General features: G+C 39.8%; 20 protein-coding genes, 1 pseudogene and 1 other annotated feature. Of the genes and pseudogenes, 6 read left to right on the top strand and 15 right to left on the bottom strand.

The window, feature by feature from the left end; genetic code table 11:
- From ACIQXN_RS13780 to ACIQXN_RS13765, 4 genes are all read right to left on the bottom strand, one after another.
- Positions 1-957, bottom strand: coding sequence for an anti sigma factor C-terminal domain-containing protein (locus ACIQXN_RS13780; protein WP_402967322.1), 957 nt, complete (start codon positions 955-957; stop codon positions 1-3).
- Positions 941-1,543, bottom strand: a complete 603-nt coding sequence (locus ACIQXN_RS13775) for an RNA polymerase sigma factor (protein ID WP_402967319.1) — start codon at positions 1,541-1,543, stop codon at positions 941-943. Before ACIQXN_RS13775 ends, ACIQXN_RS13780 begins: the two co-directional genes overlap by 17 nt.
- Positions 1,544-1,866: 323 nt before the next feature.
- On the bottom strand, positions 1,867-2,067 hold the full coding sequence (locus ACIQXN_RS13770; protein ID WP_402967316.1) for a hypothetical protein: 201 nt from the start codon (positions 2,065-2,067) through the stop codon (positions 1,867-1,869).
- A gap of 49 nt (positions 2,068-2,116) precedes the next feature.
- A complete protein-coding gene (locus ACIQXN_RS13765; protein WP_402967313.1) occupies positions 2,117-2,344 on the bottom strand; it encodes a hypothetical protein in 228 nt (75 codons plus the stop codon).
- A 133-nt stretch (positions 2,345-2,477) separates the two neighbouring features.
- Between ACIQXN_RS13765 and ACIQXN_RS13760 the strand changes: the two genes are divergently transcribed.
- Entirely contained in the window at positions 2,478-2,726 is a 249-nt protein-coding gene (locus ACIQXN_RS13760) for a hypothetical protein (protein ID WP_402967310.1), read from the top strand.
- 8 nt (positions 2,727-2,734) lie between these two features.
- Here the strand turns inward: ACIQXN_RS13760 and ACIQXN_RS13755 are convergent, their stop codons facing one another.
- The 5 genes from ACIQXN_RS13755 to ACIQXN_RS13735 all read right to left on the bottom strand — a co-directional run bounded on the left by ACIQXN_RS13755 (position 2,735) and on the right by ACIQXN_RS13735 (position 8,742).
- Complete coding sequence (locus tag ACIQXN_RS13755; protein WP_402967307.1) at positions 2,735-3,961, bottom strand: MFS transporter; 1,227 nt, start codon at positions 3,959-3,961, stop codon at positions 2,735-2,737.
- An 81-nt stretch (positions 3,962-4,042) separates the two neighbouring features.
- Positions 4,043-4,489, bottom strand: a complete 447-nt coding sequence (locus tag ACIQXN_RS13750) for a GNAT family N-acetyltransferase (RefSeq protein WP_402967304.1) — start codon at positions 4,487-4,489, stop codon at positions 4,043-4,045.
- A 39-nt stretch (positions 4,490-4,528) separates the two neighbouring features.
- A complete protein-coding gene (locus ACIQXN_RS13745; RefSeq protein WP_402967301.1) occupies positions 4,529-5,263 on the bottom strand; it encodes an alpha/beta fold hydrolase in 735 nt (244 codons plus the stop codon).
- Between the two features lie 107 nt (positions 5,264-5,370).
- Entirely contained in the window at positions 5,371-7,302 is a 1,932-nt protein-coding gene (thrS, locus tag ACIQXN_RS13740; protein WP_402967594.1) for a threonine--tRNA ligase, read from the bottom strand.
- Between the two features lie 320 nt (positions 7,303-7,622).
- Positions 7,623-7,851 (bottom strand) — a binding site (T-box leader).
- 132 nt (positions 7,852-7,983) lie between these two features.
- Entirely contained in the window at positions 7,984-8,742 is a 759-nt protein-coding gene (locus tag ACIQXN_RS13735) for an SDR family oxidoreductase (RefSeq protein WP_402967299.1), read from the bottom strand.
- A 150-nt stretch (positions 8,743-8,892) separates the two neighbouring features.
- On the opposite strand from ACIQXN_RS13735, the gene ACIQXN_RS13730 reads away from it, so the two are divergent.
- A complete protein-coding gene (locus ACIQXN_RS13730) occupies positions 8,893-9,453 on the top strand; it encodes a TetR/AcrR family transcriptional regulator (RefSeq protein WP_402967296.1) in 561 nt (186 codons plus the stop codon).
- Positions 9,454-9,557: 104 nt separating this feature from the next.
- Here ACIQXN_RS13730 and ACIQXN_RS13725 read toward each other — a convergent pair whose 3' ends face one another.
- Positions 9,558-10,658, bottom strand: a complete 1,101-nt coding sequence (locus tag ACIQXN_RS13725) for a metallophosphoesterase (protein WP_402967293.1) — start codon at positions 10,656-10,658, stop codon at positions 9,558-9,560.
- Positions 10,659-10,716: 58 nt separating this feature from the next.
- On the opposite strand from ACIQXN_RS13725, the pseudogene ACIQXN_RS13720 reads away from it, so the two are divergent.
- Positions 10,717-10,836: pseudogene (locus tag ACIQXN_RS13720) on the top strand (nitroreductase family protein); the annotation flags it as partial.
- Between the two features lie 149 nt (positions 10,837-10,985).
- On the opposite strand, the gene ACIQXN_RS13715 reads toward ACIQXN_RS13720, so the two are convergent.
- Positions 10,986-12,566: a DUF4179 domain-containing protein gene (locus ACIQXN_RS13715; RefSeq protein WP_402967290.1), complete on the bottom strand. Its 1,581-nt coding sequence runs from the start codon at positions 12,564-12,566 to the stop codon at positions 10,986-10,988.
- A complete protein-coding gene (locus ACIQXN_RS13710) occupies positions 12,556-13,083 on the bottom strand; it encodes an RNA polymerase sigma factor (RefSeq protein WP_402967287.1) in 528 nt (175 codons plus the stop codon). The genes ACIQXN_RS13715 and ACIQXN_RS13710 overlap by 11 nt, the downstream gene beginning before the upstream one ends.
- A 1,084-nt stretch (positions 13,084-14,167) precedes the next feature.
- Between ACIQXN_RS13710 and ACIQXN_RS13705 the strand changes: the two genes are divergently transcribed.
- A complete protein-coding gene (locus ACIQXN_RS13705) occupies positions 14,168-15,034 on the top strand; it encodes an SDR family oxidoreductase (protein WP_402967284.1) in 867 nt (288 codons plus the stop codon).
- An 83-nt stretch (positions 15,035-15,117) separates the two neighbouring features.
- Here ACIQXN_RS13705 and ACIQXN_RS13700 read toward each other — a convergent pair whose 3' ends face one another.
- Complete coding sequence (locus ACIQXN_RS13700; protein ID WP_402967281.1) at positions 15,118-15,462, bottom strand: hypothetical protein; 345 nt, start codon at positions 15,460-15,462, stop codon at positions 15,118-15,120.
- 93 nt (positions 15,463-15,555) lie between these two features.
- Positions 15,556-15,891, bottom strand: a complete 336-nt coding sequence (locus ACIQXN_RS13695; protein ID WP_402967278.1) for a MerR family transcriptional regulator — start codon at positions 15,889-15,891, stop codon at positions 15,556-15,558.
- A 74-nt stretch (positions 15,892-15,965) separates the two neighbouring features.
- Between ACIQXN_RS13695 and ACIQXN_RS13690 the strand changes: the two genes are divergently transcribed.
- Entirely contained in the window at positions 15,966-16,655 is a 690-nt protein-coding gene (locus ACIQXN_RS13690; protein WP_402967275.1) for a type 1 glutamine amidotransferase domain-containing protein, read from the top strand.
- A 92-nt stretch (positions 16,656-16,747) separates the two neighbouring features.
- On the opposite strand, the gene ACIQXN_RS13685 is transcribed toward ACIQXN_RS13690, so the two are convergent.
- Positions 16,748-17,125 (bottom strand): hypothetical protein, encoded by a 378-nt coding sequence (locus ACIQXN_RS13685; RefSeq protein WP_402967272.1) that lies wholly within the window; start codon positions 17,123-17,125, stop codon positions 16,748-16,750.
- 272 nt (positions 17,126-17,397) lie between these two features.
- On the opposite strand from ACIQXN_RS13685, the gene ACIQXN_RS13680 reads away from it, so the two are divergent.
- Complete coding sequence (locus ACIQXN_RS13680; protein ID WP_402967269.1) at positions 17,398-18,171, top strand: Cof-type HAD-IIB family hydrolase; 774 nt, start codon at positions 17,398-17,400, stop codon at positions 18,169-18,171.
- Positions 18,172-18,207 lie beyond the last annotated feature (36 nt).

Here is an 18,207-nt window from a genome sequence, read left to right as displayed (position 1 = left end):
TTAATACCTATCTACAATCGTGCCGAAACTAGATGCTTTTATATACTTTTTATCTCGTAGTGCTTGTAATTGTTGTTTATCTCCAACAACCACAACACCAATAATTTCTACGTTTTTATTTGTAAGTGAAGCTTGATCTTTTTTTAGTACATTGTGAAGATGTTCAAATTCTTTCTTATAAGTACCACCTTTACTTAACGCTAAATCTAAAGATGATATAAATGAATCTATAGGATTTTTTATTTGTTCTCCTGTTTTTGAAATCGTTGGAAAGCCAGCGACTTCATGTTCTTTTAATGGGAGAAGATTTCCTGATTCAGTAAGGCTTGGTTCTTTTAATTCATCAAGTTCTCCTGTCGAATAAGAGTTTACCCAATTCCATTGTAGTGAAACATCATGAGGTAACATAGAAACAACCTCTTTATAGGTATAAGCCCGGTCGAAGGATAATGCCATTTCAATCCATTTACCATCATTGACTTTGTTCAATTCATTTAAATCTTTTGCATATTCTTGATACTGTAAAGAAGGGTGAAAGAAGTTCATTACGCGATTTCCTGCATAAGTGTATTGCTCATACTCGGAATTACCAACTGTAATTTCTAGATTCGATGTGTCCAATGACACTTCCCCAATATTAACCAGCTTTCCGTTTAAGAGCTTATATTTTGGTGCAGTAGCTGAGCTGCCGACTAATTTATACTGCTCGCTCCAAGTACCCGTATAAATATTTGCCCCGTATATTTCATAATATAATTCTTTGGCTACCATTTTTTGATTCACTAAATAGGGAGTTAATTGTATCTTCAGTAGAACCAATAAAATAAGAACACAAATTGAAACGAGAAAACTAACTCCAGTAATGCGAAAATAACTTTTTCTTTTTACTGATTTAATTAGATCTTTATCATTAAATGTTGAATCAAAAAAATGATCTATTTCATGATCCTCTTTCATTTTTTTCACTCCATATCCCTTTGAATTCTTTTCTTGCTCTATATAGAGTAGTTCGAACAGTTTCCACCTTCATATCAACTATGATTGAAATCTCTTCATAAGATAATTCTAAGTCGTATTTCAAAAGTAATAAATTTTTATAACTTGGTTTTAATTCATCTAGTATTTTCCGTATATCTCCATGAAGCTCTTTTAGCAATAGTAAATCCTCACCTGTCTCTTCCTGGATAAAAAAAGTGATAAATGTAGAATCATCAATATTCACTTTAGGAAAATGTTTGTTGCGTCTGCACATATCATAAAATTGGTGAATGGAAACTTTAAATAACCAGGCAGATAAGTTCTTCACTTCAAGGTGAGCCATATTTTCAAGGGCTTTATAGAAAGTGTTTTGTACAATATCTTCAGCATTTTCTCTCGAACAACCCAGGTTGAGTAAATGCTTGTAGATTATTTTGAATTTCTTTTGATATAAATCCTCTAAGGTTACAATCTGTATTTCTCCTCCTTTAACATGTATAACGAATAAGTAAGGAAAAAGTGTACAAGTATTCATGAACTTTTTATTATTATTTTTAAATTGCATGTATTCTAGGCTCTACATGGTTATAAAAGGAGCCTTTTCCTACTCTTATTACTATATAGTGTTTCTAAAATAGTAAACGTACTATAATTTTTGAAAGGTTATTCCAACATCGTTTTATTTTTTTCTTGAGGTAAAAAGCTGGGGACCGAACGAGGAAATGCATGAATATTGTTAATAAAAAAACCTTCCAGAGTAGAAGGTCTTTGATATAGGAAAGCAAAATTCTATTTTAGGTTAAAATGTTCCTTTCGTGCATACCTGTTCAAACCCACTAAGCTTACTCACAAAAGGCAGACAGGAAAAAGAGCGATTTTAGTTATCGCTCACTCTTCATCCTCCAAGGTCAAATAGGTGACGTCTCCTTTTTTGACCACCGTAAATTCTTCGTTATCCTTTGCATATAACACAGTAACTCCATAGCTATAATCTCCATGGTCAAAGGAAATTCCGAATTTATTATTTTCCGGATAGCCATATATGTAACAAACGACTTCTCCATCTTTCATGAACACGATTTGATTCATGCCCTCATTGACGGTTTCGCTAATTCTATCCCACTTATATCCGACCGTTTCATAGACATCTTCTTTGACATAATAAGGGGGAAAAAGAATAGACTTTATCCCATTCAAACGGAGTAAACCCAGTCAAAACCACGGGTTCGTCCGTCATCTCCATCGACAGAATCTTATCTTCTAGCAGCTTAGCATTCGCATCCCAAACCTCCTCTTTAAATGGATTCATCCATATGAGGACAATCACGAACACCGAAGCTAGCATATACTTTTTCTTATTATTCATATCCAACCTCCTTCATACTTTGATTTTTAAAAGTAATCCGGGATTTCAATAGGGATGTGACTAACTTTGTCCCTGTTCTCACTTAGTCCATATCAGGTTTTTATAGTAAAATGACTCAAAGGAGGTGACTGATATGGAATTACATTTACCTAAACGTATCCATAAGTATTATTGGTCTTTGTTCCCTATAATACTTGTAATAATCGCCTATCAAAATATCTTTAACAATTGGGAACTTCCACTCTATGGCTTCAATGAGCTTGAAGATATCGGAAGACTCTTATTTGTATGTGGTTTAAGTGTATGTGAAAGTGCCTTAGTGACCGTTTTCCTTTGGTGGATAATTGAAGTTCTAAAGCAATGGTTAAGAAAAAAAAGCTAAATCATTCTTCAACCCGTCATGCTTTTTTCGCTTTCTTTAAAATACTGTGCCTTGGAAGGGAAGAATATGGTCATACAAAGGGCTCCAGCCAGCACAATTCCTAAGAGGCAAAAGCCGATACAAACCATTTGCAATGAAAACCAGTCGGCCATTAATCCAAGCAGCAACGTTAAAATAATTTGTACGATACCTTGAACCATTTCTGCCAAACTGCCGAACCTACCCATAATCGCAACCGGTACATTGTTTTGGAAAAAGGTTGCGTACCCTGCGTTCGCAAAAGCCATCACGAAGCCTAAAAACACGAAAGCGGATGTTGCCGTTATAAAGTCCACCGAGGCATAAAATAATAGGTATCCGATCGTCGAGAGTAACAATCCCCCTCCCACGAAAAAGGTAAGTGGCAGTTTCCTAGACACCGCAGCTGCAACGGCCGCTCCTGCCAATGCCCCAGCACCCGTGAGGCTTGTAATGAAGCCATATTCCTTATCCGTCAAATCCAAGTGCTGTTTAATGAACGTGACTTCTTGTGAATCCAAGGCATAGCCGATGAGCACGGCACTTTGAAACAGGATATATACAGTTATGAAGAACTTGGCTGTCTTTGTGAATTCCCTGACTGCTTCCCAATCATTTAGGAGCGTTTTCAAGGAAACGGATGTCCCTTCTGCTTTTTCTAAATCCCCATCCACATCAGGAAGAAGGTAGATGAAAAAAGCACAAACGAAGAACGTAATGGCATTAATCACAATACATAAATCCGTCCCTACCGACATGATGAGAAGCCCTGAAATGGCTGGACCTAATAAGAACGCACCTGAACTGGTCAGACTCATCATCGAATTGAATCGTTTTCGGTTTTCAGGTGGTACAAGCTTCGTTATGTAGACCGATGAACTGGGACCAAAAAAGGAGCCCGCGATATTAATCAGTAATAGGAGCGCATAGATCGACCATAATGACGAGATAAAAGGGATTATGAAGATAAAGATTCCCCTCACTATATCAATGGTGATCATCAATCTACGTTTATTCACACGATCAATGACACTCCCGGACCAGGTATTCGTGATCAATGTCGCGATCGGTCGTATGATGTACAGTCCAGCAACGGCCGCTGCAGAGCCGGTCAAATTCAAAATAGACACATTCAGTGCGATTAAATAAATCCAATTCCCTAAATACGAAACCCCGATTCCCGAAAGCAATAGAATCGGATTCTTCCAACTCTTCATTCAATCACCTTTTTCTGAATTCATTCGAGAAACAACATCCTCCTTGAAGAATCCTAATAAATTATTCATGCTAAAAAAATCCTAAACTAAACTCTTCTTCAAAACCATCCGATCTCGGTGCACCTCATAGCCGTTTTTCCGATAGAAGGTTTCGGCCACACCTCCGTGTGCCGTTAATAAATAAAGACTATGAATATCCTTATTCTTTAGCTCCTTTTCTAAATGTCGCAGCAGAATTGTTCCATACCCTTTGCCTTGAATTCGATTACTAATACAGAGTTCGGCCAAATAAAAAGTTACCCCTACATCTGTTTTTTTACCGTTTCCTGCTACGAGTCCAATTAATTGATTCTCTTCATATAATAAATAGCCAAGATATTTGGGAGTATGTATAAAATCCGTAAGTCTTTCTTTAGTAGTTGAATAGGTCCACCTCTCATTCCAAGGTTCACTATTAAAAACGTCAATATAGAGTTCGATGCATGGTTCGATGTCATCCATTGTCATGGGTACGATTGTTTCTGCCACTCTTTTCCTTCCTTCCTGTCATGATTTTAATCAGATTGATTATTCTTTAATAGGATCCTTACAATCTAGTGATTCGATAAAGGTATAAAGAGTTTGGGAATATAAATTTGGCTGATCTCTATGCACCAAATGACCGGCAAAAGGAATGACTGACAGATGGATATCAGGCTTCAACTGTTTATAAGATAAGGCAACTGATATTTCATTTTCCTCTTCTTCGCCGACCATGCATAAGGCGGGAACGCAAAGTTTGGAAAGATCGCCCGTTTCGTTAAAGGGATAAAAATCATCTTCTTGAAAAGAACGGAGTAACGCTTTCCAGTCATTTTTTCCATGCATCTCATCGAGAATTGGAACCACTTCTTCATTTTTGAATAGTTGTTCATATTGGTCCGCTTCTTGTTTCGAGAGTTCCTCCCAATTAGCTGGCTCAATCGGGAAGATGCCGGAGAAAGTTAGGGAGGCCACTTTATCAGGATATTTCTTAGCAAATAACAGTGCCGCTATTCCACCAATGGAAACACCCGCGATGTGGCATTTCTCAATCTGCAGGTCCTCTAATGTGTCGTGCAAATCTTCTGCACAGTGACTGAAATATTGATCAATAGGGCCTTCCGATTGACCGTGTCCTCTTAAATCAGGCCGGATCACCTTGAAGTTCCTTTGCGAAAAAAATTCGCTTTGTTCCTCATACTCCGTCACTCCTGTCATCCCACCTGAATGAATCAGAACAAGCGGGAATCCTTCACCTAAAATCGTTGTATGTAAAATCAAATTATCCCCTCCAATCTTTCAATACGTTTGCACTTATTATACTACTATCAATACATATATTTACATAATATCCAGATAAAAGAGTTGCTAAAGCAACTCTTTTCCTTTCATGACCACACTCTACCTAGACATTTAGCTTCAATCGATTTCTTTAAAGAAGCGATGAACCTTTCCAGTTTTATTTCAATCGATTTGTCCTGCCCGTATTGCCTCACGTTGACGGAATGATGATTTCGTTCATGATCGCCAACGACGAGGATATAGGGAATCTTCTTCAATTGCGCTTCCCTCATTTTATAACCCAGCTTCTCCTCACGTACGTCCAGTTCCACCCGGATGCCCTCTTGTTGTAAGCGCTGTGTGATTTCTTCCACGTATTCTTTATGAATGGCATTCGACACTCCCATCACCTTCACTTGAACGGGTGCCAGCCAATCGGGAATTGCACCGCCAAAATGTTCAATCAGGATTCCTAAGAAACGATCGATTGAACCAAAGACGGCACGATGGATGATCACCGGACGTATTTTTTTGTTTTCTTCATCGATATAGGACAAATCGAATTTCTCCGGCATCTGAAAATCCAGTTGGACCGTAGCGCATTGATGGCTTCGTTTCAGTGCATCCTGGATATGAATATCTATTTTCGGTCCATAAAAAGCCCCATCTCCTTCATTGATCGTATAAGCGTAGCCGAGTTTCTCTAACACATTCCTTAATGCACCTTCCGCTTTATCCCACAAGGCCTCGCTCCCCATGTAGTCGTCAGGCCTTGTCGAAAGTTCAATTTCATAGCTAAAGCCAAACTTCCGGTACACATAATCGATCAGTTGAAGCGCCGAGGCGATTTCTTCCTCCATTTGGTCGGGTCTCACAAAGATGTGGGCATCATCTTGGCAGAAGGTGCGAACCCGCAACAGCCCGTTCAAGGCACCACTGAATTCGTGACGATGCACCTGACCAAATTCAGCCATCCGTATCGGAAGGTCCCGGTAAGAATGGAGCTTATCCCTGAAAATGAGCATATGTCCGGGGCAATTCATTGGCTTGAGGGCAAAACGTTGATTGTCCACTTCGGAAAAGTACATATTTTCTTTATAGTGCTCCCAATGCCCCGATTGTTCCCATAAACGTTGGTTCATCATCATCGGTGTCCGGACTTCTTTATAATCGTAGGCATACTGCAGTTTTCTCAAAAACGACTCCAGTTCATTGCGGATCAGCTGGCCATTCGCTAAATAGAAGGGCATGCCCCCAGCTTCTTCTGAAAACATGAATAGCTCCAATTCACTTCCCAATTTACGATGGTTCCTTTTTTTCGCCTCCTCCACAAAATGAAAATAATCATCCATTTCCTCTTTTGTGGCAAACGCGACCCCATAAATACGCTGAAGCATTTTATTTTGACTATCTCCTCGCCAATAAGCCCCAGAAACATGCGTCAATCTGAAAGCTTTTATGAAGCGAGTTGCCGGTAAATGTGTACCGCGACATAAATCCACAAACTCTCCTTGACGATAGACAGTCACCGCTGTGCCTAATGGAATATCCTCTAACAGTTGCTGCTTCAAAGGATCATCCGCAAAGATTTCCTTTGCCCTCTCACGTGATACTTCCTCGCGTTTCACTTCAAGATTTTCAGAGACGATTTTACTCATCTCTTTCTCTATTTTCCCTAAATCCTCCATCGAAAGTGGCGTTTCACTATCCATGTCATAATAAAAGCCATTCTCGATGACTGGCCCGACCCCCAGGTGGACGTCTTGATACAGTCGCTTGATCGCTTGGGCCAAAACATGTGCCGCCGTATGCCTCATGATTTCAGTACCTGGTTTCGATGAAAGGTCATATAATTCGATTTCAGCATCCTCCTCGATGCTTCGCCTGTAATCGTACAAAGCTCCATTCACCTTGCCGGCCACCGATTTCTTTTTCAAACTTGGGCTAATCGACTGAGCTATTTCCTCTAACGAAACCCCTTTTGGATACATCTTCTCTTGACCGTTTGGAAACTTGATTTTCACTTCTTGATTCATGATTCAACACTCCCTTTGACTTTTTAACAACAAAAAAAGCACACCCATCCCTCTTAAATAAGAGGGACGAGCATGCTTACCCGTGGTTCCACCCAACTTCCCATCATCCAAAAAAAATGACGGCTTCGTTTAAGCGGTATCGTAGCTTACACGGCACGGACTACTATCATTTCACCCACGCTGTTCAAAGGTGGTAAGTCTTTTTGACGCATTAGGAAGCTTCCAGCCAAAGACTTCCCTCTCTGTAAACCGCCATAAAAAACCCATGTCCTTATCATCACATCGTTATTTACAAAACAAAAAACGCACATCCATCCCTATACAAAAGGGACGAGCGTGCGTTATCTCGTGGTTCCACCCAGATTCCCATCATGTTTCAAGAACAATGACGGCTCCATTAGCTGTATCGTAGCGGCTACGGTATTGATTACTATCATTTCACCAATACTGCTCAAAGGCGGTAAGTCATCCTCACGTGTTAGGAAGTTTCCAGCAACCCTTCCCTCTCTGTAAACCGTTTAAGAAAGCTCATGTCCTCATCTCTGCATTTATTTGAATGTTAAATCAATATAAATGATTATCCCATATAAGTCAATATATGTATTTTTTAAAAAATGAAAAGCACCTTAAAGCTTTGCGGGCTCTAAGATGCTCTTGAAAGAAGCTAAAGTATTATACAGAAGATCAATAAGTTGTCCAACCGCCATCAGCAGTCACGACTTGTCCATTAATGAAGCTTGCATCTTCAGATCCCAAGAAAATCGCCAATTTAGCAATTTCCTCTGATTGACCGATGCGTGGGTTAAGGGCCATGCCTAAACCTTGACGAGCTATCCCCACTTCAGAGACGCTAGTCATCGATGAACTGATGTTCGTCATGACAGCACCCGGTGCGATACCATTACAGCGAATGTTTTTGTCAGCAAACATGAATGCCGTGTTTTTAGTTAAACCAACAACTGCATGTTTAGAAGCGGTGTATGCTGCACCTGCACGTCCACCATGTAGCCCGCCTGCAGAAATATTATTCACGATGACGCCATGTCCTTGTTCAAGGAATAGTTTTGTCGCGATGCGCATGGATTTCATGACGGCCGTTGTGTTCACAGCGAAAATCATATCCCAACGATTGTCTTCGATTTCGTTAACCGGCTCCATGCCATCCATGATTCCAGCATTATTCACTAAGATATCAAGTTTTCCGTATGTTTTTACCGTTTCATCGAATAAGCGCTCTAGATCTTCATCCTTCGTTACATTCGTATCGATGGCAAATGCCGTTCCACCATTAGCCACGATGGCTTCAGCAACAGCTTTAGCACCTTCTAAGTTCATATCCGAAACCACTACTTTTGCCCCTTCAGTTGCATATCCTTCAGCAATGGCTTTCCCCATACCTGATGCTGCACCCGTGATGATCGCTACTTTATCTTGTAATTTCATGATAAATCCCCCTTTGATAGTGTCTATTATTGAACACTTGTTCAATAAAAATTATAATGAATGGAATGGGTATGTGCAATCGACAAAAAAAGATGGAAGTGTTCATAAATGAACAGATTCGTCCTATTGTGTCCGATAAAGGAGAAAATAATGAAAAAAGATTTAAGGGTAATCAAAACGAAAAAGAATTTGCAAACGGCACTATTAACCTTACTTGAAGAAAAGCCACTTGAGAAAATTTCGATAGCAGAGCTTTGCAGAGAAGCGAACGTGAACCGGGGTACATTTTATTTACATTTCCAAGATGTTCCGGAGTTATTTGAGATGTATTTTCAAGAAATAACGATTGATTTGAAGAAAGCCTATTACGAGCCCTTCCATTTAACCAATAATCATATTTCCCATTTAGAGCCGCATATGGTCCGTATTTTTCATCATGTGAAGACGTTTGATTCCTTTTATTCCATTGTTTTCAACAGAAAAGCACCACTTATGTATTATTACACCTTATTTGATATTATCCGCGTTTACTTAAAGGACTCAATTGAGGAAAATATGCACCATGCAGAAGACCTCCATTCGGAGTATACGGCAAGTTATCAGGCAAATGCCATCTTAGGGATGGTCATCGAATGGGTGTCCAGAGGGTTTCAAGAAACGCCTGAGTATTTAAGCGAACCATTACTTCGCATGAACAAAAACATTCAATAAAAAATAACCGTTATTATTCCATATAAACAAGAAACCCAGTAATCCCTAAATCCTGTTACTGGGTCTCTTCGTTTGGAGTTGCTTATATTTTCATAATAACCCCTCTATTCGAACTGGACTTGAATCGAAACGATTTCAGAACGTGTACCAATCCGGATAGGAGGACCCCAAAAACCAAAACCGGATGTCACAATCGATTGCATCTGTTCCTTTTTCAAATAGCCCCAATCATTTTCGTATATGGCATCAGTAATGAGATTACCCGGGAAGACTTGCCCGCCATGGGTATGTCCAGAAACCATCAAGTCAACGCCTTCCTGCTGTGCTATATCAAGTTCATATGGTTGATGCTCCAATAAAATGGTAGGTTCCGTAAGGTTTACACCTTCCATCAGTGAGTCTAAAGGCAGTCTGTCGCGGTCGGTCCGGTCTTTGCGGCCGATGAGCGTGAATTGCCCTTGAACGTCTACCTTCTCATCATATAGGATAGTGATCCCACCTTGTTCCAAAGCCTTGATTAGTTCCTTCATAGTCCCATCGTGCTTATCATGGTTCCCAAGCGAAGCATAGACACCGTATGGGGCATGGAGCTTGGATAATGTCTGATCGATTTTTTGATCAAGGAATGGCTGAATATCATCATCAAAGAGATCGCCTGGCAACAGGATGACATCTGGATGGAGGGCGTTCATTTCCTTAACCAAACGCTCCGCATGATTCTTACCTGACAGCAGGCCAAAGTGTGTATCCGCCGCCATCGCAACATGAAGACCATCAAGAGTCGAAGAGCCTTTTTCCACCTTGATATCATAGTTGCGAACAACAGGACTGTATGCGTTATACGTTCCATATACCAGAAAAAACACCAACAGCCCCATCGTCACGACACCCGCCCATTTCTGAGTTCTTTGTCTTGGCAGCCGAGTAAGACGCAAGAGGATCACGCTCATATGTGCAAGTGGAACTAGCAATAACAGTAAATAAAAGCATGCCATCCAATACGCACCAATGATATTTATAAAGGTGAGTCCGGACATCCGACCGACGATAAGCGAACTGGCCGCCAACACGAGGACGAGACTATAAAGAATCTTGAAACGCCAGCTTGAAGATTCCGGACGGAGCCAACGGAACCCCCGCAAGCCGATATAATAGACGAGACTGCCGTAAAGCAGCGACGCGATGATCAGAATGAGGATGAACATATGTATTCTCCTAAAATTTATTTTTCAATATCCAGAGCGCCTTTTCTTACTCTAAATTCCAGCTTGGTCACAACAAACCACAGGTATGCATCAACTCGTTGTGTGGACAGCTTTAAAAGAAGAAGGATTAGGGACATCTTTACAATATTATAATCCACTAGTCGATGCAGGAGTGAGAATTTAATTGCCCAACTCCGTTTGGTCATTCGATTTCCTAACGGTTGAAAAGGTTGCATCAAATTTAACATAATAAAAACAGGAAATGTAAGAAGGCAGATGCATTAAAGTCTGATACGGTTTGACAACGCATCAGACTTTTCTAGTGGCTTAATTCAACGGAATCTCAATCACCTGATCGTAAAAAGCAGTGCTGGAGTAGCCTTCAATCTCAATACCTATAGGGACAAAAGGTTCCTTCTCGTCATCCGTGGATAGCTCGATTTGATGATGAGTCGGGAAGAATCTCGGTTGCTCCAATTCGTTTAAGCGGTGTAAGTTCTTGCTCGCTTTATACGTATGTCCCTCTTTATCTCTGTAATATCCATCCACACTATTACCTGATGCTCCTTGTCCATTTTTGTCATAAAAATAAAAATGAAGCATTTCATATTTTCGTTTTGGTTGAAACTCTTCGGTCATCACGACTTTGGTTGGCTTACCGACCTTTATTTGATTAATCGATATGTCATTCCCTAAATACTCAAACGTTTGCGGGAGGTCTTTGGAAGCGTCTATTGCAAATCGAGCGGATTCCTCTACAAAAAACGAGGCAGAACCGATATGAACAGAGATTTCCTTAGGAGTATTGAAATAGAGGGATTCGAACGTAGCCTCGGTCGATACCCAGCCATCTTCGCTTCCTCCACCTCCACCTCCACCCATTACTGGATAAACAAACTTTCCGTCACTTTCGATACTGTCCATTTGCAGGTATTCCATGTTTTTCTCTTCAGTATCATTTCGATACCGGTACGATAAGATCGTGGTCGTCGGGGCAATCGTTACTTTATCAAAAATAACAGGATTGCCTTCGATCTTCGTTTCCTTTTTAATCGCATATACAAGGGCTGGATGTTTCTTTACAGGAATGTCAAACTGCCATTTTCCTTCTATATACTCATCGCTCCCACCTGGTATCCTTTCAGAGGCTTCTCCATCTGAAGTTTGATTGATCATCTTCTCTAGCTTAGTAAGCTTGAGTTGAATCGTCCCCTCATCAGCGGACATCGGTAACGCACCAAGCTTGCCTTTATAAACATAATCATTATCCGAATAGAGGGCCGAGCTACTATTGATGGGTGAAAACATTGAATCTTCTTCATGGTCCCAATCTCTATCTTGATTTAAGATTTTCACCCCTTCTGTATAATTGATACTATATTTATTTTTCTTCTTCACATCCTCCACTTCATAGTAAATCAACGTCTGGATGTCATCGGCCACCACGCTTGTGATCGTCACTTTCACTCCATTACTCTGTGCCACCAGGTTCAATTTCTCCCCCAGCCCTTTTTGGATATAGCTTTCCACCTGCTTGTTTTGTTCATTGGTTGAATCCTTCCACCAATCCATCACGCTTTCAAAACCGTTCGTCGCTACGGCAGTTCCCATGAAAATCGTTAAGAATAGGGCAGCGGCCAATCCCATCAGTACCCGATGTTTATAAAATGAACGTCTGCCTTTTTGAGTGTTTATAACCTTCACCCGGACCTTATTCATGAAGCCATCCGGCACTTCCATCCTTCCGCTTCCTGACTCAAGACCGGCAATCACCTCCTGAAACTCTTTCAGTTCTTTTTGGCAACCCACACAACTTTGTATGTGTTTCTCCAGCTCTTTTGTTCTCGCCTCATCCAGATTTCCATCCAGATAATCCAGGATATCCGCTTGAATTGCTTCACACGTCATCTGCCTCACCCCCTTCTATTATTTTTCTCAGCATCAAAAGTCCTCTATATAATCTCGATTTAACGGTCCCGACCGGCAGTTTGAAAATCGTTGCGATTTCCTTTTGTGAATACCCTTGCAGGTACCGTAACATAATCAATTCCCTATACTTTTCATCCAATCGATCCAGGTCTTCCAACATTTCTAAGTCCGATTGAAATGTCGGATTGTTCACCGAGTCTTGTTGAACATCCAACGAACTCGATCTCCGTTTTCGATAAATGGCCCGGCACTCATTGATGAAAATCGATGTCACCCATGATTCGAAGTACTGCTCTTCCTTCAACTGACCGATTTTATCATGCACTTTCATGATTGTATTGTGAAAAACATCCTCTACATCTTGATGGTTCTTCAGATATGACCACCCTAGTTTGTAATACTTTGATTGTCTAGCAGTAAACCAATCTATCACTGCATTCATATCTTGTTTCTTGATTTTTTTAAGTATCTTATCCCCCGAAATTGATGTGATCACAACGCTAGCCGCTCCTTCCCACCTGTCCCTTTTACAATTAGAGCATGTATGTATGCAAAAAGTTCCCTTGTTCCATAGTTTTTTTTAGATTCTAACTACCTTTCATAGTAAAATTATACAAGAAAGAGAAATAAGTAGGAGACGCACTCGATTGGTGTGGGTAAATTATGTATGAATCAGGAGGATAAGATGGCGAATACTAGTAGTGAAAAACGACACATGAGAAAAATCAGGACGTTTATTTATCTATCGATGGGGCTCCTTTTTTCGGTGATTTTTATGTTTATTAGTATGTTCCTTTTATATTTTCCGATGATAAGTCTATCAGACCTTACCTATTTCCCACCAAAACTCGCAATTGGATCATTCCTAGCATCGCTTGTATTCTCCATCTTAGCCATACGAAATCCCTTTGGTAAGATCCTGATAGCCGTAAATGTGATGCTCATGCTCTTTATGATTTTTCAGGATAAACTATAGATTTTAGTCGGCTTCAGTTTGTCGACAAAAGGGGTTCGTCCTTTTTTAAACATTCACTTAGATGAATCATCCAACCTATACTCATTTGCCCGCGAAACACTTCTAAATATATAGATTTCACTCGAAGATCCCGCAAAGTGGATTGGAACGGAAGGTACGAGACTCCTGCGGGAAATGTGGGACAGGTGAGACACCGCAGGAGCGTTATGCGACAAGGAGGCTCACCGCCCACCCGCGGAAAGCGAGTGCCTGTAGTGGAAAGGAACGTTATTTTGTCTACAGTCTAAAGCCGATTTCAGTCGGCTTTTTTCTCTTGCTTTCTCAAAAGCAACTAACTGGAAATACAATTGGAAATGGTCATATGATGCGTCTTTTTGTTCTCAATAGAGAATTACACCGCAAAAATTGTCTTATAACAGGGTGAAAAGGAAAAGTATGCGCATTTATTGTTTTTCCATCCCCTATATGGAAGGGAAAATGAATCATTCAACCTTCCATTATTTTGTAAATGTTTTCCTACTAATCCTTTAAGAAATATATGTTTAGCCGACCTCCAGGATGGCTAAAATATTAGTAGATTACTATTTTGAAGGAGGAGATTTTCTTGAATATCTATGAACAGCAAAAAAATGGACAACCGGGACAAACACAGTCCAAACAGCCTGGAATTGAATCAGAGATGAATCCACTCCCTATTCAACCAACGGACTACATAGGAAGCGGTAAGTTGAAAGACCAAGTCGCCTTGATTACTGGCGGAGACAGCGGAATCGGACGTGCGGTCGCCATTGCCTATGCAAAAGAAGGCGCCCATGTGGTCGTGAATTATTTGGACGAACACAGTGATGCAGAAGAAACGAAGAAACTGATTGAAGCGGAAGGCGTGCGTTGTTTACTACTTCCTGCTGACGTTTCCGTGGAATCGAATTGCAAGGAATTGGTGCAAAAGACATTGGATGAATTCGGTAAACTGGATATCCTCGTCAATAATGCAGCCGTACAATATCCGACCGAGAAAATCGAAGATATCACGGGCGAACAATGGGACAAAACGTTCCGCACCAATATTTATTCCGTCTTTTACATGAGCAAATATGCAGTTCCTCATATGAAACAAGGGAATTCGGTCATTAACACGACTTCAATCAACCCATATAGAGGACACGCGACATTGATGGATTATACAGCGACAAAAGGCGCAATCGTCGGATTCACACGTAGCCTCGCACAGAATGTGGCAAGTAAAGGAATCCGTGTAAACATGGTAGCGCCAGGTCCAATCTGGACACCACTAATCCCTGCTACATTCGACGAAAAATCCGTAGCAGAGTTCGGTACCGAGGCACCACTTGGCCGTCCAGGTCAACCAGCCGATCACGCCGGAGCCTACGTATTACTCGCATCGAATGAAGGTGCCTACATTACAGGACAATGCATTCACATCAACGGCGGAATCACAATGTCATCTTAATACCAGAAAGACCGAAAGCTTTTGCGCTTTCGGTCTTTTTTCTGTTGTTGAGATTGAGTAAAGTTGTTTTATAGAAGATTAGGTTACTTCACTGTAATGATGTCTAAATGATCCGTTGTCGAAATCAAATCGATTTTATGGTTTCCTTTTGTGTAATAAACGGAAGCCCCTTCTCTTTCTCCCTTTTTCCAGCCATTCGCTTTAAGGACTACTTTATATCCAAATGGTATGCCATTTTCTTCAGATGCCTTTGACCAATCATAGCTTTTCCCATTTCCATTTTCCTGGACTAGCTCAGCATTTATAGGAACTGGGAAGTCAAATGAATCCTTTGACGGTTCGTAAAGAGATAACGTTATGAAATAATAAAGGACTCCACCTATCAAAAGCGTAGCTAAAGTCAGTGTCCAACCAACCACTTTCTTCATATAACACACCCTTCCTTCAGAAAACTCCCTTCTTGATATCACTGGTCGATGCGCAGATCTGTAGTATCACGTACTTTAACTCAACCTAAAAATTCAACTAACAATTTTCCCCTCAATCTCATGGATGTAAGCATTCAAAATAACAATTTGCTCTTCTAATTTTTTCTTATGCTGAGATAGAATTGTTTTCATATTCGTATCTTCATGTTCTAAATTTATGTTTGAAAGGCTTGCTCTTATATCTTCAATCGACATGCCTAGACTTCGGAAACATCTTATTAAATTGAGGATTTCAATGTCTTTGTCATCGAATGTACGATGGCCTTGTTTATTTCTTTTAATCGGAGGAATTAAGTATATTTTTTCATAATATCTAATAGTGCTTGAAGGAACTTGAGCTAATTGGCTAGCTTGTTGAATGGAATACAAAATGCATCCTCCTTGACTTAAAGTATGGTTTAACCTTTAAGGTAAATACTATCAAACATAAAGGAGAATGCATAATGAAAAATATATTAGTAGTAGTCACTAATGTTTCCAAATATCCAAATCAAGAACGTGCAACAGGACTATGGTTAGCAGAAGCTGTTCACTTTGTAGATGAGATGGAAAAAGAAGGATGTAAAATCGATTACGTTAGCCCTAAAGGTGGGTTTACACCGATTGATCCACACAGTCTAGAAGCAGATCAAATGACTGAATTAGATTGGAAATATTATTCAAACAATGAATTTTTAGCGAAACTAGGTACTACTTTATCTGTGGATGAGGTTAATCCTGAAGATTACGATGCCATTTATTATACAGGTGGACACGGGGTAATGTGGGATTTCCCTGAAGATGAAAAGTTACAAAGCATCGCTAGTACAATCCATGCAAACGGCGGAATCGTTTCAGCTGTATGCCATGGTTCTGTAGGCTTATTAAATATTAAAAATGCGGCAGGTAACTATTTAATCGCTGACAAAAAGGTTGCGGGCTTTGCCAATACGGAAGAAATCGCACTTGGCCTAGACAAAGCAGTTCCTTTCTTAACAGAAGATGAGCTTGTCAATCGAGGTGCAAATTACGTGAAAGGCGAAGACTGGGCAGCATTTGCCGTATCTGATGGTCGCGTTGTCTCTGGACAAAACCCAGCATCAGGTGGTTCAGTTGCCAAAGAGGTTATCCAATTATTAAAATCCGCAAAATAACAGGCTAATAATAGAAAGGAGAAGCAACCGAATAAAGGTTTGCTTCTCCTTTTTTTGTTAGTAGGGTTGGTAAAGGACAAGGCAAATGAGCATTAATCAAGTCTCGCACTAAACGCAGCAATCCAACCATTTGTAGCGATTATAATGTCTTCTAATTTTAGATCCCCATTATATCTTGTTGGTATATAGAGGGTATCTTTCGGATAAAATACTTTAATGGTTTTCATCCCGTTTTCCACTGATTCAGAAATAATTTGTATATCCTCATAGTTTATGTTCATATCGGTACCATTGGGTGAATTGGAAACATTTAAAGAAACTGATGTATTTGGTTCTTCATTGTAACTTATTTTCTTCTCGGTAGTAATTTTTGAATTGGAGTTGTTTTCACTTTTTAGCGTTTCATTGCTACATGCAGTAATTATTACCCCGACAACCAAAACAAGTAGAACTCTAAACGATTTTTTCATAAATCCCCCTATCCATTTAATTAGTATCTGTATAATTGATTATATAACAAAATGGAATATACTTACAATTAACATACGTATTTTTTCCAAGTATTTAATATAAGTTACTATTATTTTTGAGCTAATCTACTACGTAAGTTAAGTCACATTTTTTAAAAAATATGTCCCTGAGAGTTACCTAATATAGTATGATGTTTATATGGGTATTTTTGTATATAAAGGTATTTTATATAAAATCTTAAAATGTAAACTTCCTTACAGAGGAGATAGTTATGGACTATGAAATTGTATTTTTTGATATAGATGGAACGATTACTCATCATGAAGATGGTAGTATTTCAGCTACCACTAAAGAAGCCATACGAACTTTAAAAAACAAAGGAATAAAAGTCGTAGCAGCAACGGGAAGGCCGCTATCCATGTGCAAGGAAATAAGAGAATTGGGAATAGACACTTTCATAACAGCAAACGGTGCATATGCGAAGCATGGTCATGAAGTCATTCATAAAGTGCTACTAGATAAACATATCATCAAGGAAGTCTATGAATTCTCACACGTTGAGAACCACGCTCTCTCCTTCTTCACTGAAGATTTCAGCATGAACGGCGTGAAAGATAACAAGGTATTAAAGGCGTTGAAAGAAACTCTGTCCTTACATGATTATCCCCCAACAAGTCAGCTCATCTACGAACAGGAAGTATACCTAATGTGCCTGTATGCTTCTGACGAAAGTATCGAGAAATATATGCACAGATTCCCCCACCTCACATTTAAACGATGGCATCCATTCGTATTGAATATTTTACAAAAAGAGATATCTAAGTCTCTAGCTATACGAAAAGTTTTACAGTACTTCGCTATAGATAAATCTGCAGCTGTTGCGTTTGGTGATGGAGAGAACGATATCGATATGCTTGAATTGGTCGGACTTGGAATAGCGATGGGAAATGGACATGAAGAATTAAAAAAGGTAGCCGATTTTGTTACGAAGAAATCAAATGAAGATGGAATTGAATTTGCCTTGAAAAAGTTCGGCATATTATAAACGGCGCTTAAGGAGAACAGTCCTGCGCCATGATCC

The sequence above is a fragment of the Peribacillus sp. NPDC097295 genome (assembly GCF_044761665.1).
Lineage (GTDB): Bacteria > Bacillota > Bacilli > Bacillales > DSM-1321 > Peribacillus.
This window is presented reverse-complemented; position numbering and strand designations above follow the sequence as displayed.